Below are 24,863 nucleotides of genomic sequence, written 5' to 3'. Positions count from 1 at the left end.
ATGCGTAGGTCGTCGGTTCGAATCCGACAGGGGGCTCTGCTGAAACCCCAGGTTGGACCTCTCTGACCTGGGGTTTCGTCGTCAGCGGATGCGGCGGCGCCGGGCGCGGGTCGAGCGGGTCGGTGGTCTCGATGGGGCCCGAATCCGGGTCCTGCGGAGGCGACGGCGCCGGTACGAAGAACTCGCCCGTCGGACTGGTTGCAGGGGTTCCGTCCGAACGCTTCCCCTCGCAGCTTCAGTACGAAGTTGGAGACGGCTGAGCAACTTCTCCCCGATGCCGCTCCGCCGAACTCCTGGTCGAATTGGCTCCCTCGTTTATGACGCGCAGCAGTCTGCTGGATTATTCACTCACTGGAACGCCCCAGCAATGCATTGATCGGCGTCTCGAAATATGTGTCAACTGTCCCGACGCCGTACCTGTATCGTTCTCTTTTCCATTCCGCCTGCGCTTCTTTGGAGGAGAAAAGAGTGTCATCGTATGCCGCTATGGTCTTTTTCTTGAAATCGAAGGACGAAATATAGTGACTGTAAGTGGATTCCGGACCCCAAAAAGCCGTCACGTATCGCGGTCTGCGCGTCACGTTGATCAGGTTGTTATTGTGGTGCACCCGGCCGTGGTAGGCGACATATGGCCCGTAATCTCGACATTCATCCGGAGGGCAGTGGAATTCACCTTCGTGCTCTTCCCAGGAAAATCGTGAAATGGAGAATTCTTCATCGATTCTCCCTCGGTCTTTCCTCATGATGTCGATGGATAGAGAGACCTCAAGCGTATCGTACTTGGTCTTCCTGGGGATTCTGATCACCGCCCCCTTGGCGTATTGTTCTCCGATTTCGAGCCAGGCGCCAGGGTAGTAGAAATGCCCTGAAGCTACTACTGCATCTTCCCCCTTGCTGGCGTGCCGCTGGGCTTCAGCAGTATCGCCAAGGTACTCTGTATCGGCTGTCCATTCCTCCAACCCCTCGCTGCTGGAGGAGTAGCTGACTGATGAACCTCGAACCGTGTAATCACTGTTGAGTATATAGACAGGGATCCCTCCATCGTTTTTGGCGTGCAGCTTCAGTGGAACGTGAACATATTTTGGGTCCGGACTTGTTTGCGGTGTCCCGAACTCTGCCTTGAGCGTGATGTCGATGGGTGCGGACGTGGGTTGATACATGGTCGAGTAGGCCAGGCTCACAGCCGTGAGGAGCGCTGTAGCGGCCACTCCAGCCGCGAACCTTGTAGGGTGAGGCATTTCTTTCCAAGGCTTTTCGCGAATGAGCAAGCAAAGTGCCCACAAGGACCAGAGGGAAAGAGGGATAAATGCTATCAGGTAGGGTGTGTACTCCCTCTCCTCGAGCCACATAATCAAGAGAAGGGTGTCGGTTGCCAGTGTGATCAATGCCCCTGTCAGGGCGATCATCCCTGATGGTCTGAACTCGCGCCGGCCCCAATAGTCATGCGCTGCGAGTGCTGCCGCGACCAGCAGTACACCAGCCAGGATAAAAATGGCGCCTACAATCCGTTGCGCAAAAGTAAGCGCCCTGAGGGCATCCGGCCAACCTATGCTCAGGTGCAAGATTGCGGATCCGACCATTCCCCCGGTCATTAGCGTGACGATCGCGCGCCGTCTCCACGGCTTGTCCGGCCACGTCTTGCTGTCACCTCCGCGCCAGTAAAAGGACGAGAAATCCATGTCCGTATACCCGAGGCGGTTCAGGATCTTGCACAGTTCACGAAATGACCAGGCGCTACCAACCGTCTTGCCCCCGACGGTGATCTTGCGAAGGCCGCGGTCATCAGGTGGATCCACGGTCACCCATGGCTGAATGCTCATGGGGCAAAGCTGGAACCTGAGTCGGCGGTGTGCACGGGGGACTACTCCGTTCAGGCCAGAGCACAGCCGTCTTGCCGGCGACCAGCCGCCTCCTTGTGCAACCCACCCTCAGGACCCCGACTCCTCAACTCTTCGGACAAAGCAGAGCTGCTCAGCGCCGATGACTCCACTGTGGTGCTGGTTGGTCGTAGGACTGACCAGCAGACCGGCGTGTGAGCGCCCTTGCGGGCCATGACGGGGGCTCATCTGTGTGGCAACTTGCATGCGTAGGTCGTCGGTTCGAATCCGACAGGGGGCTCTGCTGAAACCCCGGGTCAGGCTTCCTGGCCTGGGGTTGTGCATGTTCGTCGTCAGCTGGGGGCCGGGCCCGTGCGGTCGATGTGGACGATGTCGCCGGGCTTCAGCAGCTGGTAGCACCACTTCGCGTCCGCCGAGCGCAGTCCGATCCAGCCGTGTGTGACGTCGCGCTCACCGGGGGCCTGCTCGTTGAAGGTGAGGGCGACGAGGTAGTTGGTCGTGCCGTCGGCGGCCCGCAGCTCGACCACCCAGCGCATGGCGACGTCGTACTCCTCGCCCAGCCCGACGGTCGCACCCGGCAAGCGCCGCTCGGGGTACTTGGCGACGACGGTCATCCGGCCGGTCGGCGTCGGGTGTTGTGCGGTGCCGCCGGACACGGGAAACCGGCGCCCGGACAGGGCGAGTTCGTGCTGCGTGAGGTCGACCGTCGCCGTGGCCCGTTGCTGCTGCGGCGGTGACGGCCGTGGTGGCGCGCTGGCGCTCGCAGCGGCGGGTGGTGCGAGGCGGGCGCCGTCGTGGCCGGTGAAGGCCACCGCCAGACCACCGGCGAGGGCCAGGGCGACGGCGGCGGCCCCGCCCGCGTACGCCGCGCGGCGTCGGCGTCCACGGCGCTCGGCCAGCCGTCTGATCTCCCGCGCCGGCACCGGCGGGGCGACCCGATGCCGGTCGGCGACCTGGTGCAGCAGGTCGGTGAGGTCATCGGACACGGTCGCCCTCCTTCTCACCGCTGGTCCGCTCGGGGTCGAGATGCACGGCGAGCGCGGCCCTGCCGCGTGACAGGCGGGCCTTCACCGTTCCCACGGCGGCGCCGGTCTCGGAGGCCACCTGTTCCACCGTCAGGTCGCACAGGTGGTGCAGGACGATGGCGGTGCGCTGTGCCTGCGGCAGCCTGCGCAGGGCCTGGACCAGCGCGGTGTGCTCCGGGCCCGGTCCCGGGACCTGCTCGGGGGCCGCGTGGTGGCGCACGAGTTCCAGCCAGCGCCGGGCACGACGCCAGCGGCTGACCGCGAGCCGTACCGCGACCGTACGCACCCACGCCTCCGGCGCCTCGTCGGTCAGCATCTCGCGCCGCCGGTCCCAGGCGCGCACGAACGCTTCCTGGACGACGTCCTGCGCCTCTGCCAGATCCCCCGTCACGGCGTAGACCCGCCCGACCAGCCGGGGGAAGGCCGAGGCGTAGAAGATGTCGAACTCCTCCTCCGTCATGCCCCGTTGCGCCCCCGTGGTCCTCGTCCGCAAGTCCGGGAAAAGAATGTCGTATCCGCTGCAACCCGGCCGCCGTGCCGTGCGTACAGGTGGCGTACATGGAAGCACAGGGACCGGGTTGTGCGTGATCACAAAAGGAGACAGACGCCGATGCAGCGTTTCACTTCACGTTCGAGGATCAAGCTCATGACCGCGGCGGCCGCGGCGATCCTCGTCGGGGCCGGTACGGCGGCTCCGGCGGCCGCCGCGCCGGACCAGCAGACCGAGCGGGCCGCCGCGAGCGCGCGTGCCAGCCAGACGGTCGTCACCTGGATCAACGGCAACGTGCGGGTCGGGCCGGCGGTGGGCTACCGGATCGCCTACACGGTCGCGGCGAACCAGAGCCTCAGCGCCGAGTGCTGGCTCGTGGGCGGTCCTGTGACCGCCAACGGCATCAGCCACGACAAGTGGGTGCTGCTCTCGGACGGCAACTACATCTGGGGCGGCCTGCTCAAGGGCAACGAGGTGGGCAACGTGTCCAGGTCCTGCTTCTGACGGACCGGCACCGTGCCGCGGTACGACGGAGGGGTACCGCGGCACAGCCCCCGCTTGCACAACCCCTGCTTCCGCGTCAGAGGCCGCGGCCCCGCAGCCGCCGGGCGATCTCCAGTTGGGCGTCGTCGACGGGGCGGCCGTCCTCGATGTCCCACAGGGTGTTCTGGAGGAGGCGGGCGAGGGTCCAGGCGTGGGCTCTGGGGCGGTCCAGGGCGAGGATGTCGGTCATGGCGTCGAAGCGCCAGAGGATGTCCTCGGGGTCGTAGCGGTTGTCGAGGGCGGGCCACAGTTCGAAGCCGGGGTCGCCGGCGAGGGGCTTGGGGTCGATCGCGAGCCAGGGGGCGCGGTCGGAGGCGAGGACGTTCTCGTCGTGGAGGTCCCAGTGGAGGAGACGGTCGCCCGGCTCGTCGACGACCTCGCGCAGCGCGGCCGCGCAGTCGGCGACCAGGCGGCGGGATTCCGGGTCGGGGATGCGGGCCAGGGCCCAGGGGGTCCGGTCGAGCATGCCGCGGGCGATGTCGCCGAGGCGGCGCATGCCCGGCGGGGCCGGGAAGGACGTGAGGTGGGCCAGGAGTCCGGCGATGGTGACCACGGCCTCGTGGGCGTCCGGCACGTGGGACAGCATGCGGGTCTCGTCGAGGCGTTCCAGCAGCATCGTGCCGGTGGGCTCGTCGTGGTCGAGGAGACGGACGGCTCCGTCGCCGTGCCAGGCGCGCAGCGCGACCGGTTCGCCCTCGCTCTCCTCGTCGAGGATCTGGAGCTTGAGGACCGCGGGGGTGCCGTCGGCGGTCCGGACGACCGGCACGACCAGGGCGGAGACGCCGTGCATCGGAGGGCCGTCGGGCTTCAGGCCCCAGTGGCCGAGGAAGCGGGCCGACTGCTCCGGTAGTCCGGCGATGAAGGCGCGGCCCGCCTCTCCGTTGAACTTCTCCTGTGATGCCGCCAGTTCCCGGGGGATGTCGATCACTCTCGGCACGGTAGCCGGGCGCGCCGGGCGGGGCATGCGATTTTGCCGCGGCGGGCCAGCCCGGTCGCCGGGGGCCGGTCAGGGCTCCAGGACCACCTTTCCGGTCGTGCCCCGGGTCTCCAGCGCCCGGTGCGCGGCCGCTGCCTCGCTCAGCGGGAAGCGCTGGACGGCCGGGGTGAGCCGGCCGGACGCGGCCTCGGCGAGGGCGCGCAGTTCCAGCGTGCGGACGGGGTCGGGTCCGCCGGCCTTCCCCAGCATCACCGGGCCGAGGACCTCCTCGGAGACGCCCTCGACGAGGTAGGGGCCGCCGCCCTGGATGCCCTCGCCGGACCAGCCGAAGACGATGTGCTTGCCGCCCGGGCCGAGGAGGGCGACGGCCTCGCGGGCGACGTCGCCGCCGACGCCGTCGAAGACGACGGTCGCGGTCCGGCCGCCGAGGTGCGCGCGGACCTTCGCGGGCCAGGCGGGGTCCTTGTAGTCGACGGCGAGGTCGGCGCCGCCCGCCTGCACCCGGGCGGTCTTCTCCGGCCCGCCCGCGAGGCCCACCACGGTCGCCCCGGCGTTCTTGGCGTACTGCACGAGGAGGGTGCCGAGGCCTCCGGCGGCGGCCGGGACCACGACCACGGAGTCGGGGCCGAGGGCGGCGAACTGGAGGATCCCCATCGCCGTACGGCCCGTGCCGATCATGGCGACGGCCTCGGCGAAGTCCAGGTCGGCGGGGATCTCGTGCAGGCGCTCGACCTCGGTGACGGCAAGTTCGGCGTAGCCGCCCGGGACGAAGCCGAGGTGGGCGACGACCTGCTTGTCGCGCCACACCTCGGCCACGCCCTCGCCCAGGGACTCGACGACACCGGCGACCTCGCGGCCGGGGATGGTCGGCAGCGGCGTCGGCTCTGCCGCCGGGCCGCCCCGCATGCCCTCGCGCAGGGCGGCGTCCAGGAGGTGAACACCCGCCGCGCGTACGGCGATACGGACCTGCCCCGGGCCAGGCACGGGGTCCTCGACCCGCTCGTAGGTGAGGTTCTCGGCCGGGCCGAAGGCGTGCAGGCGGATGGCGTGCATGGCGACTCCTCTGGAGGGGCGGTCGATGCGACCAGTCTTCATCCTCAAGCTTGCTTGAGGTCAAGCTCGCGTCGGCCGAGGGCCAGGGAGACCGCCGTCAGGGCGCTGTTGAAGGACACCTCCGACAGCACACCGGGGGCCGCGACCTGGTCTCCGGCGAGGTAGACCCCGTCGCCCCGGTCCACGGCCGGCCGGTCGCGCCAGCTGGTTCCGGGGAGGTCGACCGCGCCCGTACGGCCGTTCGCCACCGACTCGCGCCGCCAGGTGAGCCGTTCCCGCCAGCCCGGGAAGCCCAGGTCCAGCAGGTGCTCGGCGCGGGCGGTGCCGTCGGCCTTCGACTCGTGGGGGGCGATGGGGATCTGCCCCTGGATCAGCTGCTCGCCGGCCGGGGCGAGAGTGCGGTCCTGGGCGGTGAACCGCTCCAGCCAGCCGGGCGCGTCCAGGTCGGAGACCGCGAAGGCGTCGCCGCGCCGGGTGCGTACGGCCAGGTCGACGAGGGCGGTACGGCCGCTCGGCCAGGTCAGGGAGCCGTCGCCGAGCAGGCGGCGGGCGGCGTCGAGGGAGGTGGCGACGACGACCGGCGTGTCGGTGGGGAGCGTGTCGACGCGGGACAGCGTCTCCATCCGGACGCCAAGGTTCCAGGCGTGGGCGGCCATCCGGTCGATGACGCTCGCCCACCCGCCGCGCGGGTAGTGCGCCTCGGGCGGCAGCTTGGTGGCGCGGCGCAGCCGCTCCTGCACGAACGCGGCCGACAGCGACCCGGGGTCGTGGTGGAACAGGGCGACCGCCGAGTAGTGGGCCGCGGCGCGGGCCCCCTCCTCGCCGGCGATGCCGGTCGCCCAGGTCAGGAAGTCGGCGTCGACGGGTGCCTGCCGGCCCGTCCGGCGCAGCAGCTTCAGCATCGCGAAGGGCGGGGTGCGGCGCAGCACGCCCTGGTGCCGCAGCCGGAGCCAGGCCGCTTCCAGGGGCGGCAGCGGGGCGAGCGGCCCGATGAGGTCGCGCTGCCTGAGCCAGGCCCAGTGCGGGCCGCCGTTGTAGAGGGCGTGCGGGCCCTCGTTGGTGCGGTAGGGGCCCTCGGCGGTGCGGGCCCGGCCGCCGAGCGTGTGGTGGGCCTCGTGGATCGTGACCCTGGCGCCCGCCTCGGCAGCGGTGATGGCCGCGGTCAGTCCGGCGAAGCCGCCGCCGATGACGGTGATGCGTTGCATGACTGTGGATCTCCCTCGGGTCGGGGCCGCCTTCTGCCCGTACGACCGATCGAGGGCACCGGAATGTGACATCACCGGTGTCCGCGCAGGTCAGGGGCGGGCCGGGGCCGTTGTCAGTGGTGGGGTGCAGCATGGGCCCATGGCGAGGAGAGCGGCGGGCGGTACGGGTGTGAAGGGCGCACGGCGACCGGAGGTGCGGCTGCCGGTGCTGGAGCCGTACGGGGGCGGCGCGCTGGAGCCTGACGGGGACTACGACGGGCTGGAGTTCCGGCCGGCCGACTTCACCGGGCAGGACGGATCGGGCGCCCGGTTCATGGACTGCGCCCTGACGGGCTGCGCGCTGGACGAGACCCGGCTGCGGCACGCCCGCGTCCTGGACTCCGTCTTCACCGGCGTCCGCGGCGTCGGCACCGACCTCGCCGAGGCGACCCTGCGCGATGTGGAGCTGACCGATGCCCGGCTCGGCGGACCGCAGCTGCACGGGGCGGTGCTGGAGCGGGTGCTGGTCCGCGGCGGCAAGATCGACTACCTGAATCTGCGCACGGCCCGGCTCAGAGACGTCGTCTTCGAGGGCTGCGTCCTGGTCGAGCCGGATTTCGGCGGCGCCCGCCTGGAGCGCGTGGAGTTCGTCGACTGCGCGCTGAAGGGCGCCGACTTCCACGGGGCGACCTTGACGGACGTCGACCTGCGCGGCGCCGCTTCCCTGGAGATCAGCCGCGGACTGGACCGCCTGTCGGGGGCGGTGATCAGCACGGCGCAGCTGCTGGACCTGGCGCCCGTGCTGGCCGCGCAGTGGGGGATCCGGGTGGAGGGCTGACCAGAGCGGCGATCAGCGGGCGTTCAGGGCAGGCGGGGGAAGCGGGCCTGGAGGGTCCAGATCGCCGGGTTGTCCGCGAGGTCGTCGTGGAGGTCTGTGAGGTCGGCGATCAGGTCGTGCAGGAAGTCCCGTGCTTCGCGGCGCAGTTCGCTGTGGGAGACGGTGAGTGCGGGCTCCTCCGCGCGCATCCAGTCCGCCTCGATGTCCACCCAGCCGAAGCGGCGCTCGAAGAGCATCCGGTCCGTCGACTCGGTGAAGTCCAGTTCCGCCCGCTGCGGCCGGGAGGCCCGTGAGCCCGCCGGGTCCTGATCGATCCGCTCCACGATGTCGCACAGCGCCCAAGCGAAGTCGAGCACCGGCACCCATCCCCAGGCTGTGGACACCTCGTGGTCCGTCTTGGTGTCCGCGAGGTAGACGTCCCCGCAGAACAGGTCGTGCCGCAGCGCCCGGACGTCCGCGCGGCGGTAGTCGGTCTGCGGCGGGTCGGGGAAGCGGTTGGAGAGGGCGTAGCCGATGTCGAGCACGGAGGTGATGGTGTCACGCGCCCGTAGGATCGCGTTCGTGGCCCGATCTGTACGCCTTGTCCCCACCCTGTTCCTCTCCACCGTGTCCGCAGCCACCCCGCCCGCCCCCGCGCTGCCCGTCTCCGCTCTGCTCGCCTCCGCTCTCGTCCTCACCGCGTGCGGCGGCGGAGTGCACGGCACCCCGGGCGGGTCCGGCGTCCGCGACCCCTACTTCCCGAAGGCCGGCAACGGCGGCTACGACGTCTCCCACTACGGACTGCGCCTCGCCTACGACCCCGCCGACCACCACCTCACCGGCACGGCCACCCTCACCGCCCGCGCGACCAAGGACCTCTCCGCCTTCAACCTCGACCTGCTCGGCATGGAGGTCGAGGAGATCACCGTCGACGGCGCGACGGCCCGCTGGAACCGCGCCGGGCAGGAGCTCACCGTCCGCCCGCGGGAGGACCTCGACCGGGACGCGACGTTCAGCGTGACGGTCCGCTACGCGGGCGCACCCGAGACCGTCACGGACCCGGACGGCTCCCGGGAAGGCTGGCTGCGCACCTCGGACGGGGCGCTCGCGCTGGGCGAGCCGACGGGGGCGATGGCGTGGTTCCCCGGCAACCACCACCCCTCCGACAAGGCGGCCTACGACCTCGCGGTGACCGTGCCGAAGGGGCTGCGGGCCGTGTCCAACGGGGAGTTGCGCAGCGAGCGGACCGCGCGGGGCCGTACGACGTTCGCGTGGCACAGCGGGGAGCCGATGGCCGGCTACCTGGCCACCCTCGCGATCGGCCGCTTCGACATCAGCCGCTCCCGAGCCGGGGACCTGCCCCTGTACACGGCCGTCGACCCGGCCGAGGCGGCGGCGAGCCGGCCCGTGCTCGGGCGGCTGCCCGAGGTGCTGCGGTGGGCCGAGCGGCGGTTCGGGCCGTACCCCTTCGCCTCCGCGGGCGCGATCGTCGACAGCGCCGCGTCCGTCGGCTACGCGCTGGAGACCCAGAGCCGGCCGGTGTTCCCCGGGGCGCCCGACATCACGCTCCTCGTCCACGAGCTCGCTCACCAGTGGTACGGCGACTCGGTCTCACCGGAGAGCTGGCGGGACATGTGGCTCAACGAGGGCTTCGCGACGTACGCGGAGTGGCTGTGGGAGGAGGACCACGGCGGGGACAGCGCACAGAAGACGTTCGACGCGCTGTACTCCGGTGAGCACGTCGACACGGAGGAGGACGGGGAGGAGATCTGGGAGTTCCCGCCGGCCGACCCGCCGAGCGCCGAGCGGATCTCCGACCCGCCGGTGTACGTCCGGGGGGCGATGGTGCTGCAGAAGGTGCGGCAGGCCGTCGGGGACGACCGGTTCTTCGCGATCCTCAAGGGATGGGCGGCCGAGTACCGGTACGGCAACGCCGACACCGCCGACTTCACGGCCTACGCCGAGAAGCAGGCGCCCGGGGCGGACTTGGCGGGCGTCTGGGAGGACTGGCTGTACGGGGAGGGCAAGCCGGAGCGGCCCTGAGGCCTCAGGGCGTGGACAAGGCCTTGCGGAGGACGGTGCAGGGACGCCCCATGCCCCGGTCCGCGCGGTGGTCGAGGACCTCGTAGCCCAGGGCGGTCCAGAAGGCCATGGCCCTCGGGTTGTTCGCCAGGACCGCCAAGCGGGCGGCGGTGCGGCCGGCCGCGCGGAAGCAGTCCTCCACGAGGGCGGCCGTGCGGCGGCCGTGGCCCTGGCCGTGCAGCCTCGCGTCGACCATCAGCAGGCCGATCCACGGGTCCGGGTCGGCGGGGTCGGGGTGGTGGGCGAGGGTGACGGCGATGCCGGTCAGACGGCCGGAGCTGCGGGCGAGCAGGATCTCGGCGCCGGGCGGCTCCCGCTCCTCCGACAGCGCGGCGGCGACCTGCTCGGGGCGGATCTCCTCCGGGTCGGGGAAATCGCCGGTGAGGCGGTGGAACGCGGAGTTGGAGGCGTAGAGGGCGGTCAGCTCCGCGAGGAGGGGGCCGCTCAAGGGTGCCGGAGGCAGCGGGTCGAGGATCACGTGGGAAACGTATTCCGGGTGGGGAGGGTTTCGGCGCGCCGTAGGGGCTTGGCGCTCTGCCCCGGTGCGGGCTTGCGGTGGCTTGGCGCGCCCCGCGGCGGAGCCGCCGATCGGCACAGCCCCGCGCCCCTGGGGAGGGGCTCCCCGGGCCGGACGACCGGCCCGGGGAGCCTGCGCAAACGCTCAGGCGTCCGTCAGACGTTCACGCCGAAGTCCTGGGCGATGCCGACCAGGCCCGAGGCGTAGCCCTGGCCGACCGCGCGGAACTTCCACTCCGCGCCGTTGCGGTAGAGCTCGCCGAAGACCATGGCCGTCTCCGTGGCCGCGTCCTCCGACAGGTCGTAGCGGGCGATCTCCGCGCCGCCGGCCTGGTTGACGATGCGGATGTAGGCGTTGCGGACCTGGCCGAAATTCTGCGAGCGGTTCTCCGCGTCGTAGATCGAGACCGGGAAGACGATCTTGTCGATGTCGGCCGGGAGGGCGGCGAGGTTGACGTTGATCGCCTCGTCGTCGCCGGCGCCCTCGCCCGTGCGGTTGTCGCCGGTGTGGACGATGGTGTTGTCCGGCGTCTGCTTGTTGTTGAAGAAGACGAAGTGGGCGTCCGAGTAGACCTTGCCCTGCGTGTTGACCGCGATCGCGGAGGCATCGAGGTCGAAGTCCGTGCCGGTGGTGGTGCGGACGTCCCAGCCGAGGCCCACGGTGACGTCGGTCAGGCCCGGAGCCTCCTTGGTGAGCGAGACGTTGCCACCCTTGGACAGGCTTACAGCCATTGTTGGGAGTCCCTTCCCTCGTTTACGTGCGGCAAAGAAGCTGCGGCACCGAAGCTACAGCTACCCCCATGAACGTGGAGAGGGGTACGCGAGGTTCCAGGTCCTTTACTTTCTTTGCCCGCCGTTATTCGGGTGACGTGGACGGGACAGGAGCGGGAACATGGACGGCATGTCCGGTCCTCATGTCATCCGCGGCTCCGTCTCCCTGCCCGAGGCCGAGCTCATGTGGCGTTTCTCGCGGTCGTCGGGGCCGGGCGGGCAGCACGTCAACACCAGCGACTCCAAGGTCGAGCTGAGCTTCGACCTGGCGAAGACCGAGGCGCTGCCGGCGGTGTGGAAGGAGCGGGCCCTGGAGCGGCTGGCCGGGCGCCTGGTCGACGGGGTCGTCACCGTACGGTCCTCCGAGCACCGCTCCCAGTGGCGCAACCGCGAGGCCGCGGCCGTACGCCTCACCGCGCTCCTGGCCGAGGCCACCGCGCCTCCGCCCCGGCCCCGCAAGCCCACCCGGATCCCCCGGGGCATCAACGAACGCCGGCTGCGGGAGAAGAAGCAGCGCTCGGAGACGAAGCGGGGGCGCTCCGCGCGGGACTGGAGCTAGGGGTCCTCCGATGCGTCACCGGCGGCGGGGTCAGGCCAGTTCAAGCACTCCCACCGTCTGGCCGCCGCTGTTCTCGCCGTCCGGGCGGAAGCCGAGGCCCAGGTAGAAGCCCTCGGGGCCGTCGGAGCCCGGGTGCCAGGTCACGTAGAACTTCTCGGTGCCGCGCCGGCGCAGTTCCTCGGCGACGGACTCGACGGCGAACCGGCCGTACCCCCTGCCCTGCTCCCCGGCCGCGACGTTCAGCCGCCACAGGCCCGAACGGATCTCGCTGCCGTCCCCGTACCAGTCGATGCCGAGGCAGGCCATCAGGAAGCCGACCGGGCGGTCGCCGTCGAGGATCAGGCGGGGCCAGGCGACACCGGGATGGACGTAGGCCTCGGCGAGGGACTTCACGACCGGGGCGACCGCGTGCTCCTGGTCGGGGCGGACGCGGATGCCGAGGGCGGCGTCGAGATTCGCGGGCGTGATCTCTGCGAGGCGCGGGCCGGGCGTGGTCATGCACGCACCCTAGGCGGGCCGTACGCGCCCGGGCCAGCGGGTTCTTCTCAGTCCAACTGCCGGTACCGGCCCCGGAAGTACGCCAGCGGCCCGCCCTCCGCGCTCGGCACCCGGGCCGTCAGGACGCGGCCGACGACCAGCGTGTGGTCGCCCGCCGGGACGCGCTGCTCGGTGCGGCACTCCAGGACGGCCAGGGCGCCCCCGACCAGCGGGGCGTCGGTGTGCTCGCCCCGGGTGTACGCGATGTCGGCGAACAGCAGCCGGTCGCTGACCCGGCCCTTCATCGCGAAACGGCCCGCGATGTGCCGCTGGCTCTCGGAGAGGACCGAGACCGCCCACAGCTCCTGCTCCTCCAGCAGCTCGTCCATGCGGGAGCCGTTGCGCAGGCTCACCAGCACCAGGGGCGGGTCCAGAGACACCGACATGAAGGCCGTGGCCGTCATGCCCACGTCCTCGCCGCCCGGCGCCGTGGGGTCGTCCGGGTCGAGCGGCGGCTCCTGCGCGGTCACCAGGACCACACCCGAGGCCAGCCGGGACATGGCGGCGCGGAACTCGTCGTTGCTCACCCCCTCAGCATGCCCGGAGGCGGGCGACGGAATGATCGGGGACGCGGCAGCGGGAGTGTTCGGCACGCCGGAAACGCTAATCCCCGCCCCGCGCGCCCCGCATCGGACTCCGGCCCGATCACGGTCCTAGGACTCCCGGCGGACATCGGCGGTCTCCCTGCGGTCACCAGGGAAATACCTGTGCGCAACCCGACAAAGTTTGCGTTCGGTAGAGCACGTGAAGAACGCAGAAACTCCACTCAATTGTTCAGGTTTGCCTGTGACTTGAGTCACAAGGGGCAGGAATTGTTGACCCTGTGTACCGAGTGAGCAGCGCGCTGTGATTCAGTGGCTGGGAAGCTGCCAGGACGATACGCCGACGAGACCCTTGAATCGCTGCGAGTACTCGGGGGGAGGGCGAGCATGGAGACCGAGTCGGAACCCTACGTCCGTCTTGCGTCCCTGCGACAACTGCACCAGGTCATGGCCGACATGAACACGGCCCGCAGCCTGGCGGACACATTGCAGACCGTCGCGGAGGGCGTGGTCGCCGCCCTCGGGTACGAGCTGGCGTGCGTGAACCTCGTACGGCCGGACGGCGACCTCGTCGTCGCCGCCTTTGCCGGGAACCCCGCCGCCGAGGCCCTCATCACCGGTCGCGTCGGCTCCCGCGAGTCCTGGGAACGCAGGCTGAGCATGGGCGAGCACTGGGGCGACCTGGTGTTCATACCGCACACCGAGGGCTGGGTCCTCGACGACGACGACGTCCCGCAGTGGTACACCGACGGCCCCGCCCCCCGCTTCGAGGACGAGTGGCACCCGGCCGACCGCCTCTTCGCCCCCATGTACGCGCCCGCCCCGAAGGGCAGCGGTACGTGCGGCGAGCTGATCGGCGTGCTCTCCGTGGACCGGCCGCGCAACGGCCGCCGGCCCGGAGCCTGGGGCCGCGAGGCGCTCCAGATGTACGCCTTCCAGGCCGCCATCGCGATCAGCAACGCCCGGCTGCGGGCCAACATGCAGCGCGCCCTGGTCCGGCTGGAGCGCGAGCAGCAGGCCCTGCGGGCGAGCGAGGAGAGTTTCCGGCAGGCCTTCGAGTACGCACCCTCCGGCATGGCCATCGCCGAGATGGGCGGCGACCAGCACGGCCGGATCCTGCGCACCAACGACGCGCTGTGCCGGCTGCTGGGCCGCCCCGCCTCCGCGATGCGCCGCTACTCGTTCTCCGACCTGGTCCACCCCGAGGACATAGGCACCCTGCTGCGCACCTCGGCGGAGGGCGGGCGCGCCGAGCTCCGCCTCGGCCGCCGGGACGGCACGTACGTCTGGGTCAGCCTGCGCAACAGCGTGGTCGCGGACGCCGCCGACGGGCCCCGCTTCCTCCTCACCCACGTCGAGGACATCGAGGAGCGCAAGCGCCGCGAGCTCCAGCTCGCCCACCGCGCCTCGCACGACTCGCTCACCGGCCTGCCGAACTCCGCGGAGCTGCGCTCCCGCCTGTCCGCCCGGCTCTGTCAACGCGCGTCATCCCCGCACACCGCCGCGGAGTCCGTCGACGCGGCCTACGGCCATCCGGCCTTCGACGTGGTCGGGCCCGGCTTCGACTTCCGGCAGGGCGCCGACCCGTACGACGCCTACGACCACCATGTGCACACCGTCGCCCCGGCCGGGGACCACGACGACGGCACCAAGGGGCTCGCGGTGCTCTTCTGTGACCTCGACGGCTTCAAGTCGATCAACGACCGGTTCGGGCACAACGCGGGTGACGCGGTTCTCATCGAGGTCGCCCGGCGGCTGAGCAACGGCGTGCGCGACGGGGACACGGTCGCCCGGCTCGGGGGTGACGAATTCGTCATCCTGGCCGACGGGCTCGGCCGCGCCGACGCGCAGGACCTGGCGGTCCGGCTCCGCAACGAGATCATCCAGCCCATCCGTGCCGAGGGGCGGGCCGTCCGGGTGGGCGCCAGCTTCGGCATCGGATGGGCACACTGTGGAATGACGGCGGACGAAGTGTTGAAATCCGCTGACGAGCGGATGTACGTCGAGAAACGATCTCGTCCCAAACAACACAGACGCGCCGGGTGAAGCCCTGGTCAGCGAGTTGATGCGGTCTGAGTCACCCGTTTGGGTCTCTGGGAGCGGGTAGGCTCGCTTACTCACCCGTGTACCGCATGCACCGCACCTGACTGAGGAGACCAAGGGATGACGCCCGGCAACAACGGCGCGAGCACGCCCGAGGACGACGACCCGTTCGGCTATCTCTACGCCGACGGGCAGGCCAACGGGGCCCAGCCGCCGTCCGGCGGCGGCTACGGCTACCCGAACTCGGTCAACCGGGTGCGCGCGGTCGGCACGCGCCAGTACGGCCAGCAGCCGCAGACCGCGCCGTACGGCCAGGTCCCGCAGCAGGCTTCTTACAGCCAGCCGAACGCGCACTACGCGGCGCCGGAGACGCTGCCGGGCGGTGCGCAGACCGCGCACCACGCGACCCCGGCGGGCGGCGGCGGCCGGGGTGGCCGCGGCCCCAACACCAAGGGTCTGCTGATCGGCGCGATCGCGGTGGTCGCCGCGGTCGTGATCGGCATCGGCGTGGCCATGCTGGGCGGCGACAAGGACAAGGACAAGGCGTCCGACGAGGTGGGCACCGACCCGACCCAATCCCAGGAGTCGAAGCCGAGCCCTTCGAAGAGCAAGGGCGGCGGGAGCAAGCCCGACCTGCCGGAGGCCGACGCGAAGACGTTGCGGCTCGGGCCGGGCGTTTCGACCGCGTCGGACTTCAAGGGCTCGAAGGCCGACGGCGGCGTCTATGTGACGGGCTTCAACCATGTCGGAGCCAAGGTGACCTGGACGGTCAACGGCATCGAGGAGGCCGGCGACTACCGGCTCTACGCCCGCTACAGCGTTCCTGGAGTCGACGCCAATGCGACGCTGCTGGTGAACGGCAAGGCGAACACCCAGCCCATGGGGCTGAAGAACTTTATCAATTCACCGAAGGGCGACTGGGAGAAGGGCTGGCAGACCTCCTGGGCTCCGGTCACCCTGACCAAGGGCACCAACACGATCGAGCTCGAGTGCAACGAGGGCAATCAGTGTGACGCAGTCCTCGACCAGCTCTGGGTGCAGTAGGGCTCTGACAGCGGAACGGCCCGCCGGTACATCGGCGGACCGTCCTCGTGAGGCTCCGGCTGCGCGGCACTAACCTCCGTAGATCGCAATGCCGGTAACGGTGCCACGGGTGTCGTCCGAGTAGGTGTGTGGCTTCAGAGTGACCAGCTTGCTGCCGACTCCGCATCCGGTGCCTGGGGTGATGTGCCAGAACTCGATGCGATAGGACGTCTGGTTCGAGACGGACCGCGCAGTCTTGAAGGGCTGGCAGCCAGGCGTGACAGACAGGACGGTCCTGGTCCCAGTCCTATTTTTCCCCGACCATCCGCAGACCTTCCCTTGCGGGCAGGTCTTGGGATCGGCCGCCGCAGCCGGTGTGGCGAAAGCACCGGACAGCAGTGCACCGACGACAGCCCCGGTCATCAGGCTTTTCTTAAGCATGCTCATACGAAGTCCCCTTACATCTTTCGGTGCCGGTCATGCACCGAACAAACGATCACCCAATCATCGAGATGAGGGGGAGGGGCGCTTTTCGGCCAAACAGCCTGGCAGGCATACTCGGCGAGAACGTACAGCTCCTACGCTGCCGACGGCGTGCTGGTCACTGACACCTGTCCCAGCAGCTCCTCGTACACCCCCCGGTCGAACTCCCCCGCCACCGGTGCCAGCACCGTCGCCGTCGACAGGGCGATGGCCCGGGTCAGGCGGGCCGGCCAGGGGAGGTGGTCCGTCCAGGCCGACAGCAGGCCCGCCACCACCGCGTCGCCCGCTCCCGTCGGGTTGCCTTGGGCCGAGGTCGGTGGGGTGGCTCGCCAGCGGCCCTCTCGGGTGGCGGCGAGGAGGCCCTCGGGGCCGAGGGACGCGACCACCGCGCCCGCGCCCCGGCGGCGGGCGTCCTGGGTGGCGCGCAGCGGTTCGTGGGAGCCGGTCAGTTCCGCCAGTTCGTCGGCGTTGGGCTTGATGATGTCGGGGCGGGCCGCGACGCCCCGGCGCAGGGGTTCGCCGCTGGTGTCCAGGAGGACCGGGAGACCGAAGGAGCGGGCCGTGCGGATCAGGCCCGCGTACGCCCCCACCGGGACGCCCGGCGGCAGGCTGCCGCACAGGGCCACCGCCGACGCGACGGGCAGCAGGTCCGCGTAGGCCTCCTGGAAGGCCGACCATTCGACGGGTGCGACCGTGGGGCCGGGTTCGTTGAGCTGCGTCGTGTCGCCGGTCCGCTCGTCGACCACGGCGACCGTGCGGCGGGTCGAGCCCGAGAGCGGGACCAGCGCGTCCACCAGGCCCGGTACCGCCGCGAGCTTCTCCTGCACCACCCGGCCCGTCGCCCCGCCCGTGAAGCCGGTCACCGTCACCTCGTGCCCGAGGGCCGCGAGCACCCGGGCCACGTTGACGCCCTTGCCGCCGGGGCGTTCCGTCACCTCGGAGACGCGGTGCGAGGCGTGCGGCCTGAGGGACCCCACGCGGTAGGTGATGTCGAGAGCGGTGTTCAGCGTGACCGTGAGGATCACCTGGGCCGACCTCCCCCGATGTGCTTGCCGACGTGAACGTGCAGGTAGCCCGATCATGCCAAAGAGACGGCGGTCGGCCCAGTCCTGGAGTCGGCCACCGTCTCTCGACTGGGGGATGGATCAGCCCAGTTGGGGACCGACCACCCATTCACCCCGGCGCATCACGCCCTTCACCTCGTACGCGGAGTCCAGGATCAGCAGGTCCGCGTCCTTCCCGGGCTCCAGTGAGCCGATCGTGTCGGCCATGCCGAGCAGCCGGGCCGGGGTGGCGGACAGGGCCGTCACCGCGTCCTCGACGGACACGCCGTCGACCGTGACCGCCCGCTTGAAGGCGCGGTCCAGCGTGAGGGTCGAGCCGGCGATCGTGCCGTCCTCCACCAGCCGGGCCACGCCGTCCGCGACCTCCACCTCCAGCGGGCCCAGCCAGTAGCGTCCGTCGCCGAAACCGGCCGCGTCCATCGCGTCCGTGATGAACGCGACCCGGTGGGCGCCCGCGTGGTGGAAGGCCAGTTGCAGTGCGGCGGGGTGCAGGTGCGTGCCGTCGTTGATCAGCTCGACGGTGACCCGCTCGTCCTCCAGGAGAGCCGCGATCGGGCCGGGGGAGCGGTGGCCGAGCGGGGGCATCGCGTTGAAGAGGTGGGTGGCGACCGTGGCGCCGGCGTCGATGGCCTCGACCGTCTGCTCGTACGTGGCGTCCGTGTGGCCGATCGCCGCGATCACGCCGTGGTCGGCGAGGAGGCGTACGGATTCGAGGCCCCCGGGGAGTTCGGTGGCCAGCGTGAGCATCTTCGCCCGGCCCCGGGCCGCGTCGATCAGCTTGCGGACCTCCGCGGGGTGGGGGTCGCGCAGGAGGGCCTCGGAGTGGGCTCCCTTGCGGCAGGGGGAGATGAACGGGCCCTCGAAGTGGACGCCGGCGATCTCGCCCTGCTCGGCGAGTTCGCTCAGCAGGCCGGCGCGCCGGGTGAGGGATTCCATGTCGCCGGTGACGGTGGAGGCGACCAGGGTGGTCGTGCCGTGCAGGCGGTGGGTGTGGATGCCCTTGAGGATGTCGTCGACCGAGCCGGAGGTGAAGGAGGCTCCGCCGCCGCCGTGGTTGTGCAGGTCGACGAAGCCGGGGATCACGTAGTGGCCTGTTACGTCGATGACCTGGGCGTTGTCCGGGGCGGTGGCGGCGATGCGGGTGCCGTGGACGGCCAGGCGACCGTTTTCGACGGCGCCGGTGGGGAGTACCACTGTCGCGCCGGTGAGGACCGTGGGGCGTCCGGCCGTCGCGGGGTGCGGGTGCGTTGGGGCTGGTCGCGCTCCGCGGCGGAGCCGCATATTGACGCTGTCCCGCGCCCCTGAGTCCGCTGCCATCAGGGCGTTACCTCCATGCGGTCGGTGTGGTCGAGGAGATCCCAGGCCAGAAGCCCGGCGCCGAGACATCCGGCCGTATCCCCCAGCGCCGCCGGGAGGAGTGTCGGCTGCTTCTGGAAGGTGAGGCGGCCGTGGATCGCTTCCCTGAGCGGCGTGAACAGGGTTTCCCCCGCCTCCGCCAAGCCGCCGCCGATGATCAGAGTGCGGGGGTCCAGCAACGTCAGAGCCGTGACCAGGCCGTCGGCGAGGGCGTCGACCGCCTGCTGCCAGACCGCCCGGGCCTTCGGGTCGCCGGAGTCCACCGCCTTCGCGCAGTCCGCCGCGTCCGCGTCCGGGTCGCCCGAGGCCGTGGCCCAGGCCCCGCTCACGGCCGCTGCCGAGGCGAAGCGCTCCAGGCAGCCGTGCTGCCCGCACGGGCAGGGTGATCCGCCGGGGCGTACGACGATGTGGCCGATCTCGCCCGCGAAGCCGTGCGCGCCCGCCTCGACCCGGCCGTCGACGCCGATGGCGCCCGCGATGCCGGTGCCCAGGGCCACGAACAGGAACCGGTCCGCGCCGCGGCCCGCTCCGACCCGGCCCTCGGCGAGGCCGCCGGTGCGCACGTCGTGGCCGAGGGCGACCGGCACGCCGAGCCGCTCCGACAACAGGGCGCGCAGCGGGACGTCGCGCCAGCCGAGGTTGGCGGCGTAGACGGCGACGCCGTCCGTCTCGTCGACGATGCCGGGGACGGCCACACCGGCGGCGGACGCGGGCGTGCCGAAGTGCTCGGCGCCGTAGGCGTGCAGCTCGGTGGCGAAGTCGAGGATGCCCGCGACGACGGCATCCGGCCCCTGGGCGCGTGCGGTGGCCCGGCGGGCCCGGTGCAGCACCTCGCCCCCGGGCCCGGCCAGGGCGGCTTTCATTCCGGTGCCGCCCACATCGAGGGCGATGACATGTCTCACGGAAACAGTGTGACCCGGTGACCCGCAAGAGGTCTAGTCCACTCACGTGGTGTAGACCTTATTCCGGATATCGAAAAGTTTCCGAGGCGGCGACGCCAGGGTTGGGGAAGAACAGCGGTGCAGCGGCGGCGAATGGCAGGAACGATCGCGGCGGTGTCCGCACTGGGTATGACGGCGGTGCTCGGCGGTTGCGGGATCACGGGCGGCTCGGGGGACGTGACGCTCAAGCTGGTCGCCGCCGACTACGGCGACAGCGCGGCCAACAGCTCGAAGAAGTACTGGGACAAGCTCGTCGAGGAGTACGAGGCCGACCACCCCGGCGTCACGATCGACGTCAGCGTCTACTCCTGGAACGACGTCGACCGCGAGGTCAGGGAGATGGTCGCCGCCGGTGACCCGCCGGACATGGCGCAGATCGGCGCCTACGCCGACTACGCGGCCAAGAACCAGCTCTACAAGGCCGACGACCTGCTCTCCATACCCGTGCAGGCCGACTTCGTCGGGCAGCTGGCCTCCGCGGGCCAGGTGAAGGGCGTGCAGTACGGGATGCCGTTCGCCGCCTCCACCCGCGTCCTCTTCTACAACAAGACCCTCTTCTCCAAGGCCGGCATCACCCCGCCCGAGTCCTGGGACGACCTGGCCGAGGACGCCGAGGCGCTGAAGGCCGAGGGCGTGAAGTACCCGTACGCGCTGCCGCTCGGCCCGGAGGAGGCGCAGGCCGAGACCATGCAGTGGATGCTCAGCGGCGGGGGCGGCTACACCGACAGCGTCGACAGCTACGGCATCGACTCCCCGGAGAACATCGACACCTTCTCCTGGCTGAAGAACGACCTGGTCGGCAAGGACCTGACCGGGCCGGTCGCGCCGGGCGAGCTGAACCGGGCCGCCGCGTTCGCCGCCTTCGCCAAGGGCCAGGTCGGCATGCTCAACGGCCATCCCTCCCTGATGAAGATCGCCGAGAGCAAGGGCGTGAAGTACGGCATGGTGCCCATGCCGGGCAAGGGGGGCCCGAGCAAGTCCACGCTCGGTGTGGCCGACTGGATGACGGCCTTCCGTGAGAACGGCCACCGCGACCAGATCGGCGACTTCCTCGACTTCGTCTACAGCGAGAAGAACGTGCTGGCCTTCTCCCGCGAGTACGACCTGCTGCCGGTCACCGCCTCCGCGTCCGGCACCATGGCCGCCTCCGACGAGGACCGGCACCTCAGGCCGTTCCTGGAGGAGCTGACGGTCTCCGAGCTGTACCCGGTCGGCAAGACCTCCTGGGCCGACGTCAGCGCCCAGGTCAAGCAGCAGATCGGCAAGGCCGTCGCGCCCGGGGGGAGCCCCTCGGGCGTCCTCGGCCACCTCCAGGCGGCGGCGGGCCGGGCGGAGAGCGCGGAGTAGCTCCGCCGGGCTGTCGGTGGGGGGCGTTACGGTGCCGGGTATGGACGAGGACACGGGTGAGCAGGGGCTCGGGCGCCGGGAGCGGGACATTCTCGCGCTCGAACGCCGGGGCTTTCCCGGGCCCGGTGCGAAGGAACGGGCCGTGCGTGAGGAACTGGGGCTCGCCCCGGTGCGCTACTACCAGCTCCTCAATGCCCTGTTGGATGATCCACGGGCTGTGGCTCACGACCCGGTGACGGTGAACCGGCTGCGGCGGGTTCGGGAGCGGCGTCGGTCGGAGCGGTGAGGGTCGCGGGGCTTCCGGCATCGCGCGGGTGCGGGTCCGCTAAGGCCGTTCGCGCAGTTCCCCGCGCCCCTGAGAGGTGCGTGCCCTTCAGCCGATCCGGTCCGCCAAGGCCCTCAGCAGCTCTACGACCCCCTCCGGACCGTCCACCACCACGTCCGCCCGTTCCCTGAGCTCGGTCACCTCGTCGCTGCCGCTGCACACCAGCAGGCCCGGGGTGCCGGACGTGCGGAGGGTGTCGACGGCGGAGTACGCGGGCAGGTCGCCCAGGTCGTCGCCGGCGTAGAGGACGGACCCGGCGCCGATCTCGCGGGCGAACCCGCTCAGGGCGACGCCCTTGTCCATGCCGGGTGGGCGCAGTTCGAGGACCATGCGGCCGGGCTCGACGATCAGGCCGTGCCGGGCCGCCAGGCCGGTGAGCGGTTCGCGCAGGGCCTCGAAGGCGGCCTGCGGGTCGGCGGCCCGGCGGGTGTGCACGGCCACCGCCCGGCCCTTGTCCTCGACCCAGGTCCCGCTCCCGTCGAGCAGCCCGGGCAGTTCGGCGCGGACGGCGTCGACGCCGGGATGCGGGTCGGGGGCGGTGACCTCGCCGCTGCGGGCGTCCCACCGCTCGGCGCCGTAGTGCCCGAGGACGACCAGGTGCTCAAGACCGGGCACGTCCGCGAAGCCGCCGTTGCGCACGGCGACCTCGGCCGGCCGGCCGGTGACCACCGCGATGGCGGCGACCTTCGGGGCGAGCGCCACCAGCGCGCCCAGCGCCTCCGGATGGGCCCGGGCCAGCTCCGGGTCGGCGACGATCGGCGCGAGCGTCCCGTCGAAGTCCAGGGCGACCAGCGCCTTGCCGGGGTCGGCGAGCAGCGCGGCGAGCCCGTCCTGCCCGGCCTTCGTGACAGGCGCGGGCAACGCGTTCGCGGTCATCGCCGTTCAGCCCCTCAACGCGTCGAGCTGGTCCACGAACCACTGCGCCGGCGGCAGTGCCGTCGCCGCCGCTGCCAGGCGCTTGCCGCGCTCGGCGCGTTCCTCCGGGCGCATCGACAGCGCCTCGTGCAGGGCCTCGGCCGTGCCCGTCACGTCGTAGGGGTTCACCGTGATCGCGTCCTCGCCCAGCTCCTCGTGCGCCCCGGCCTCCCGCGACAGCACCAGCGCACAGCCCGCGTCGGAGAGGACCGGGACCTCCTTGGCGACGAGGTTCATGCCGTCCCGGATGGGGTTGACGAGCGCCACGTCGGCCAGCCGGTACGCGGCCAGCGAGCGGGCGAAGTCGTCCTTGACGTGCAGCACGACCGGCGTCCAGCCCGGCGTGCCGAACGCGGCGTTGATCTCGTCGGCGACCCGCTGCACCTCGGCCGTGTAGTCCCGGTACACCGCGAGGTCCTGCCGCGAGGGGTACGCGAAGGCGACGTGCACCACCCGCTCGCGCCACTCGGCGTGGGTCTCCAGCAGCCGGCGGTAGGCCAGCAGGCCGCGCACGATGTTCTTCGACAGCTCGGTGCGGTCGACCCGCACGATGGTGCGGCGACCCTCGCCGATCTCCCGCCGCAGCGCGGTCATCCGCTCCTCGACGTCCGGTTCGTGCGCCCGCTTGCGCAGGAAGTCGGCGTCGGCGCCGAGGCCGTGCACCCCGACCCGGGTGCCGCCCAGCCCGCCCGCGAACCGCTCGGCGCACGCGGTGAACGCCTCCGCCCAGCGCTCGGTGAGGAAGCCCAGCCGGTCCGCGCCGAGCATGCCGCGCAGCACCTGCCCGGCCACGTCGTCCGGCAGCATCCGGAAGTACTCGGGCGGCGCCCACGGCGTGTGCGAGAAGTGGCCGATGCGCAGGTCGGGCCGCAGCTCGCGGAGCATGCCCGGCACCAGCGTCAGGTGGTAGTCCTGCACCACCACCGCCGCGCCCTGCGCCGCCTCCTCGGCCAGCGCCTCGGCGAACGCCCGGTTGTACGCCTCGTAGGACGCCCACTGCCGCCGGAAGTACGCGTCGAAGACCGGCTCCAGGGGCGTCTGGTAGAGCATGTGGTGCACGAACCACAGGACCGAGTTGGCGATGCCGTTGTACGCGTCGGCGTGCACGTCGGCCGGGATGTCCAGCATCCGCACGCCGTCCTCGCCGACCCCGCGCCGCACCGCTTCCCGGTCGCCGTCGGACAGCGCCGAGCACACCCACAGCGCGTCCGCGTCCGAGCCGATCGCGGAGAGGCCGGAGACCAGCCCGCCGCCGCCTCGTTTGGCGTCCAGCGAACCGTCCTCACCCACCGTGTAGGAGACCGGACCCCGGTTGGAGGCCACCAGCACCTGCGCAGCACCGTACGTTGAAGCCATAAGCCTCAACCTAGCCCGGCCCTCAAACGCTCAAACGTACGGATCTGCCGTGCCCGGCCGAAAACGGCCCCGGTCAGGCCGCTTTCCGCGCCTGGTACTCGGCGATGTCCACCATCGGCGGACGCTCCTCGGTGTCCACGGAGTACGTGCGCGGCTCGAATCCGTCCTGTCCCCGCTCGAACTGGGTCAGGGACGGCCGGATCAGATGCCCGCGGGCCAGCCGCAGCTGGGCCGTGCGGTAGATCGCGGCGGCCATCCGGCCCAGCGCCTGCCCGTCCTGGTGCCGGTGCTTGCGCACCCCGACGTCCACCTGGGCGAGGGCGTCCAGGCCCGCCAGGTGCAGAGCGTCGACCAGCATCCCCAGCTCCACGCCGTACCCGACGGGGAACGGCAGCTGCTCCAGCAGCGAGCGGCGGGCCGCGTACTCGCCGCCGAGCGGCTGCACGAAGCCGGCCAGCTGCGGCCAGTGCATGTTGAGCAGCGGTCGCGCCATCAGCTCGGTGACCCGGCCGCCCTGCCCGGCGGCCCCGGACAGCGGCCGGTCGTACATGGCCTTCACCAGGTCCACGTCCGGGTCCGTGAGCAGCGGGCCCACGATCCCGGAGACGAAGTCGGACGAGAAGTCCCTGAGGTCCGCGTCGATGAAACAGACGATGTCGCCGCGGGTGACCAGCAGCGAGCGCCACAGCACCTCGCCCTTGCCGGGCACGGCGGGCAGGCGCGGGAGTATGACGTCCCGGTGCACCACCCGCGCGCCCGCGGCGGCGGCCACCTCGGCCGTACGGTCGGTCGAGCCGGAGTCGACGACGACCAGCTCGTCGACGAGCGGGACCTGCCGCATCAGGTCGTGGCGGATGACGGCGACGATGTCACCGACCGTCGCCTCCTCGTTGAGGGCGGGCAGTACGACGCTGACCGTCTGGCCCGTGCGCTGCTTGGCGGCCAGGATCCGGTGGAGCGGGCGATCGGCCGCGGACCAGGAACGGGTGCTCAGCCAGCGCTCGACTTCTTCCAGCACCGTGACGGCTCCTCTGCGTTCTCCAGGCGGGACGGACTGCCCGCCGCGGTAGCGGCTGACCGGGACAGTCATCTCGCGGTTCGGACGACTATCTCAAC

Annotated in this window: 26 protein-coding genes; 8 read left to right on the top strand and 18 right to left on the bottom strand. The window is 71.1% G+C overall.

Annotated elements, in window-relative coordinates:
• Positions 1–344: 344 nt before the first annotated feature.
• From GTY56_RS19850 to GTY56_RS19840, 3 genes are all read right to left on the bottom strand, one after another.
• On the bottom strand, positions 345–1,820 hold the full coding sequence (locus GTY56_RS19850; RefSeq protein WP_161366685.1) for a hypothetical protein: 1,476 nt from the start codon (positions 1,818–1,820) through the stop codon (positions 345–347).
• A gap of 350 nt (positions 1,821–2,170) precedes the next feature.
• On the bottom strand, positions 2,171–2,824 hold the full coding sequence (locus GTY56_RS40665; protein WP_161366684.1) for a L,D-transpeptidase family protein: 654 nt from the start codon (positions 2,822–2,824) through the stop codon (positions 2,171–2,173).
• Positions 2,814–3,323, bottom strand: coding sequence for a SigE family RNA polymerase sigma factor (locus GTY56_RS19840; RefSeq protein ID WP_161366683.1), 510 nt, complete (start codon positions 3,321–3,323; stop codon positions 2,814–2,816). Before GTY56_RS19840 ends, GTY56_RS40665 begins: the two co-directional genes overlap by 11 nt.
• Before the next feature lie 150 nt (positions 3,324–3,473).
• Between GTY56_RS19840 and GTY56_RS19835 the strand changes: the two genes are divergently transcribed.
• Entirely contained in the window at positions 3,474–3,857 is a 384-nt protein-coding gene (locus GTY56_RS19835) for an SH3 domain-containing protein (protein ID WP_161366682.1), read from the top strand.
• Between the two features lie 76 nt (positions 3,858–3,933).
• Here the strand turns inward: GTY56_RS19835 and GTY56_RS19830 are convergent, their stop codons facing one another.
• The 3 genes from GTY56_RS19830 to GTY56_RS19820 are packed head-to-tail and all read right to left on the bottom strand — an operon-like array spanning position 3,934 to position 7,091.
• Positions 3,934–4,860 (bottom strand): aminoglycoside phosphotransferase family protein, encoded by a 927-nt coding sequence (locus GTY56_RS19830; protein WP_161366681.1) that lies wholly within the window; start codon positions 4,858–4,860, stop codon positions 3,934–3,936.
• Positions 4,861–4,902: 42 nt separating this feature from the next.
• Positions 4,903–5,886 (bottom strand): zinc-binding dehydrogenase, encoded by a 984-nt coding sequence (locus GTY56_RS19825; protein WP_161366680.1) that lies wholly within the window; start codon positions 5,884–5,886, stop codon positions 4,903–4,905.
• A 44-nt stretch (positions 5,887–5,930) separates the two neighbouring features.
• On the bottom strand, positions 5,931–7,091 hold the full coding sequence (locus GTY56_RS19820) for an FAD-dependent oxidoreductase (RefSeq protein ID WP_161366679.1): 1,161 nt from the start codon (positions 7,089–7,091) through the stop codon (positions 5,931–5,933).
• Between the two features lie 139 nt (positions 7,092–7,230).
• Between GTY56_RS19820 and GTY56_RS19815 the strand changes: the two genes are divergently transcribed.
• Positions 7,231–7,908, top strand: a complete 678-nt coding sequence (locus GTY56_RS19815; RefSeq protein WP_202510455.1) for a pentapeptide repeat-containing protein — start codon at positions 7,231–7,233, stop codon at positions 7,906–7,908.
• A gap of 23 nt (positions 7,909–7,931) precedes the next feature.
• On the opposite strand, the gene GTY56_RS19810 is transcribed toward GTY56_RS19815, so the two are convergent.
• A complete protein-coding gene (locus GTY56_RS19810) occupies positions 7,932–8,432 on the bottom strand; it encodes a hypothetical protein (RefSeq protein ID WP_161366677.1) in 501 nt (166 codons plus the stop codon).
• A 7-nt stretch (positions 8,433–8,439) separates the two neighbouring features.
• Here GTY56_RS19810 and GTY56_RS19805 point away from each other — a divergent pair, with 7 nt between their 5' ends.
• Positions 8,440–9,930: a M1 family metallopeptidase gene (locus tag GTY56_RS19805; RefSeq protein WP_161366697.1), complete on the top strand. Its 1,491-nt coding sequence runs from the start codon at positions 8,440–8,442 to the stop codon at positions 9,928–9,930.
• A 4-nt stretch (positions 9,931–9,934) separates the two neighbouring features.
• On the opposite strand, the gene GTY56_RS19800 is transcribed toward GTY56_RS19805, so the two are convergent.
• Together GTY56_RS19800 and GTY56_RS19795 are read right to left on the bottom strand one after the other, a co-directional pair.
• Positions 9,935–10,447 carry a GNAT family N-acetyltransferase gene (locus GTY56_RS19800; RefSeq protein WP_161366676.1) on the bottom strand — a complete coding sequence of 171 codons (513 nt, stop codon included), beginning with the start codon at positions 10,445–10,447 and terminating at the stop codon, positions 9,935–9,937.
• Positions 10,448–10,641: 194 nt separating this feature from the next.
• Complete coding sequence (locus GTY56_RS19795; protein WP_033312269.1) at positions 10,642–11,217, bottom strand: TerD family protein; 576 nt, start codon at positions 11,215–11,217, stop codon at positions 10,642–10,644.
• A 160-nt stretch (positions 11,218–11,377) separates the two neighbouring features.
• On the opposite strand from GTY56_RS19795, the gene arfB reads away from it, so the two are divergent.
• Entirely contained in the window at positions 11,378–11,815 is a 438-nt protein-coding gene (gene arfB / locus GTY56_RS19790; protein WP_161366675.1) for an alternative ribosome rescue aminoacyl-tRNA hydrolase ArfB, read from the top strand.
• A 30-nt stretch (positions 11,816–11,845) separates the two neighbouring features.
• Here the strand turns inward: arfB and GTY56_RS19785 are convergent, their stop codons facing one another.
• Together GTY56_RS19785 and GTY56_RS19780 are read right to left on the bottom strand one after the other, a co-directional pair.
• Positions 11,846–12,313: a GNAT family N-acetyltransferase gene (locus GTY56_RS19785; RefSeq protein WP_161366674.1), complete on the bottom strand. Its 468-nt coding sequence runs from the start codon at positions 12,311–12,313 to the stop codon at positions 11,846–11,848.
• 47 nt (positions 12,314–12,360) lie between these two features.
• Positions 12,361–12,945, bottom strand: coding sequence for a flavin reductase (locus tag GTY56_RS19780; protein WP_161366673.1), 585 nt, complete (start codon positions 12,943–12,945; stop codon positions 12,361–12,363).
• Positions 12,946–13,281: 336 nt separating this feature from the next.
• On the opposite strand from GTY56_RS19780, the gene cdgB reads away from it, so the two are divergent.
• Positions 13,282–14,940, top strand: coding sequence for a diguanylate cyclase CdgB (gene cdgB / locus GTY56_RS19775; RefSeq protein WP_161366672.1), 1,659 nt, complete (start codon positions 13,282–13,284; stop codon positions 14,938–14,940).
• Between the two features lie 117 nt (positions 14,941–15,057).
• Positions 15,058–15,981 (top strand): CBM35 domain-containing protein, encoded by a 924-nt coding sequence (locus GTY56_RS19770; protein WP_161366671.1) that lies wholly within the window; start codon positions 15,058–15,060, stop codon positions 15,979–15,981.
• Positions 15,982–16,050: 69 nt separating this feature from the next.
• Here GTY56_RS19770 and GTY56_RS19765 read toward each other — a convergent pair whose 3' ends face one another.
• The 4 genes from GTY56_RS19765 to GTY56_RS19750 all read right to left on the bottom strand — a co-directional run bounded on the left by GTY56_RS19765 (position 16,051) and on the right by GTY56_RS19750 (position 19,765).
• A complete protein-coding gene (locus tag GTY56_RS19765) occupies positions 16,051–16,407 on the bottom strand; it encodes a peptidase inhibitor family I36 protein (protein WP_078625515.1) in 357 nt (118 codons plus the stop codon).
• A gap of 131 nt (positions 16,408–16,538) precedes the next feature.
• Positions 16,539–17,468, bottom strand: coding sequence for a hexose kinase (locus GTY56_RS19760; protein WP_161366670.1), 930 nt, complete (start codon positions 17,466–17,468; stop codon positions 16,539–16,541).
• Between the two features lie 120 nt (positions 17,469–17,588).
• Positions 17,589–18,827, bottom strand: coding sequence for an N-acetylglucosamine-6-phosphate deacetylase (nagA, locus tag GTY56_RS19755; RefSeq protein ID WP_524540120.1), 1,239 nt, complete (start codon positions 18,825–18,827; stop codon positions 17,589–17,591).
• Positions 18,824–19,765: an ROK family protein gene (locus tag GTY56_RS19750; protein WP_161366669.1), complete on the bottom strand. Its 942-nt coding sequence runs from the start codon at positions 19,763–19,765 to the stop codon at positions 18,824–18,826. The genes nagA and GTY56_RS19750 overlap by 4 nt, the downstream gene beginning before the upstream one ends.
• 132 nt (positions 19,766–19,897) lie before the next feature.
• On the opposite strand from GTY56_RS19750, the gene GTY56_RS19745 reads away from it, so the two are divergent.
• Positions 19,898–21,151: an extracellular solute-binding protein gene (locus tag GTY56_RS19745; protein WP_161366668.1), complete on the top strand. Its 1,254-nt coding sequence runs from the start codon at positions 19,898–19,900 to the stop codon at positions 21,149–21,151.
• A 40-nt stretch (positions 21,152–21,191) separates the two neighbouring features.
• Positions 21,192–21,437 (top strand): DUF3263 domain-containing protein, encoded by a 246-nt coding sequence (locus GTY56_RS19740; RefSeq protein ID WP_161366667.1) that lies wholly within the window; start codon positions 21,192–21,194, stop codon positions 21,435–21,437.
• Positions 21,438–21,524: 87 nt separating this feature from the next.
• On the opposite strand, the gene otsB is transcribed toward GTY56_RS19740, so the two are convergent.
• The 3 genes from otsB to GTY56_RS19725 form a co-directional block, all read right to left on the bottom strand.
• Positions 21,525–22,352, bottom strand: a complete 828-nt coding sequence (otsB, locus tag GTY56_RS19735; protein ID WP_161366666.1) for a trehalose-phosphatase — start codon at positions 22,350–22,352, stop codon at positions 21,525–21,527.
• Positions 22,353–22,358: 6 nt separating this feature from the next.
• Entirely contained in the window at positions 22,359–23,747 is a 1,389-nt protein-coding gene (locus GTY56_RS19730) for an alpha,alpha-trehalose-phosphate synthase (UDP-forming) (RefSeq protein WP_202510453.1), read from the bottom strand.
• Between the two features lie 73 nt (positions 23,748–23,820).
• On the bottom strand, positions 23,821–24,765 hold the full coding sequence (locus GTY56_RS19725) for a glucosyl-3-phosphoglycerate synthase (protein ID WP_161366694.1): 945 nt from the start codon (positions 24,763–24,765) through the stop codon (positions 23,821–23,823).
• Positions 24,766–24,863 lie beyond the last annotated feature (98 nt).

The sequence above is a fragment of the Streptomyces sp. SID5643 genome, from assembly GCF_009872555.1.
GTDB classification, from domain to species: Bacteria; Actinomycetota; Actinomycetes; order Streptomycetales; family Streptomycetaceae; genus Streptomyces; species Streptomyces iakyrus.
This window is presented reverse-complemented; position numbering and strand designations above follow the sequence as displayed.

Excerpts from the sequence above, each read along its gene's own strand:
- GTY56_RS19850 (WP_161366685.1), bottom strand. The coding sequence starts at position 1,820 with ATGAGCATTCAGCCATGGGTGACCGTGGATCCACCTGATGACCGCGGC.
- GTY56_RS19840 (WP_161366683.1), bottom strand. The coding sequence starts at position 3,323 with ATGACGGAGGAGGAGTTCGACATCTTCTACGCCTCGGCCTTCCCCCGG.
- GTY56_RS19835 (WP_161366682.1), top strand. The coding sequence starts at position 3,474 with ATGCAGCGTTTCACTTCACGTTCGAGGATCAAGCTCATGACCGCGGCG.
- GTY56_RS19830 (WP_161366681.1), bottom strand. The coding sequence starts at position 4,860 with ATGCCCCGCCCGGCGCGCCCGGCTACCGTGCCGAGAGTGATCGACATC.
- GTY56_RS19825 (WP_161366680.1), bottom strand. The coding sequence starts at position 5,886 with ATGCACGCCATCCGCCTGCACGCCTTCGGCCCGGCCGAGAACCTCACC.
- GTY56_RS19820 (WP_161366679.1), bottom strand. The coding sequence starts at position 7,091 with ATGCAACGCATCACCGTCATCGGCGGCGGCTTCGCCGGACTGACCGCG.
- GTY56_RS19815 (WP_202510455.1), top strand. The coding sequence starts at position 7,231 with ATGGCGAGGAGAGCGGCGGGCGGTACGGGTGTGAAGGGCGCACGGCGA.
- GTY56_RS19805 (WP_161366697.1), top strand. The coding sequence starts at position 8,440 with ATGGTGTCACGCGCCCGTAGGATCGCGTTCGTGGCCCGATCTGTACGC.
- GTY56_RS19795 (WP_033312269.1), bottom strand. The coding sequence starts at position 11,217 with ATGGCTGTAAGCCTGTCCAAGGGTGGCAACGTCTCGCTCACCAAGGAG.
- arfB (WP_161366675.1), top strand. The coding sequence starts at position 11,378 with ATGGACGGCATGTCCGGTCCTCATGTCATCCGCGGCTCCGTCTCCCTG.
- GTY56_RS19785 (WP_161366674.1), bottom strand. The coding sequence starts at position 12,313 with ATGACCACGCCCGGCCCGCGCCTCGCAGAGATCACGCCCGCGAATCTC.
- cdgB (WP_161366672.1), top strand. The coding sequence starts at position 13,282 with ATGGAGACCGAGTCGGAACCCTACGTCCGTCTTGCGTCCCTGCGACAA.
- GTY56_RS19770 (WP_161366671.1), top strand. The coding sequence starts at position 15,058 with ATGACGCCCGGCAACAACGGCGCGAGCACGCCCGAGGACGACGACCCG.
- GTY56_RS19765 (WP_078625515.1), bottom strand. The coding sequence starts at position 16,407 with ATGAGCATGCTTAAGAAAAGCCTGATGACCGGGGCTGTCGTCGGTGCA.
- GTY56_RS19745 (WP_161366668.1), top strand. The coding sequence starts at position 19,898 with ATGGCAGGAACGATCGCGGCGGTGTCCGCACTGGGTATGACGGCGGTG.
- GTY56_RS19740 (WP_161366667.1), top strand. The coding sequence starts at position 21,192 with ATGGACGAGGACACGGGTGAGCAGGGGCTCGGGCGCCGGGAGCGGGAC.
- otsB (WP_161366666.1), bottom strand. The coding sequence starts at position 22,352 with ATGACCGCGAACGCGTTGCCCGCGCCTGTCACGAAGGCCGGGCAGGAC.
- GTY56_RS19730 (WP_202510453.1), bottom strand. The coding sequence starts at position 23,747 with ATGGCTTCAACGTACGGTGCTGCGCAGGTGCTGGTGGCCTCCAACCGG.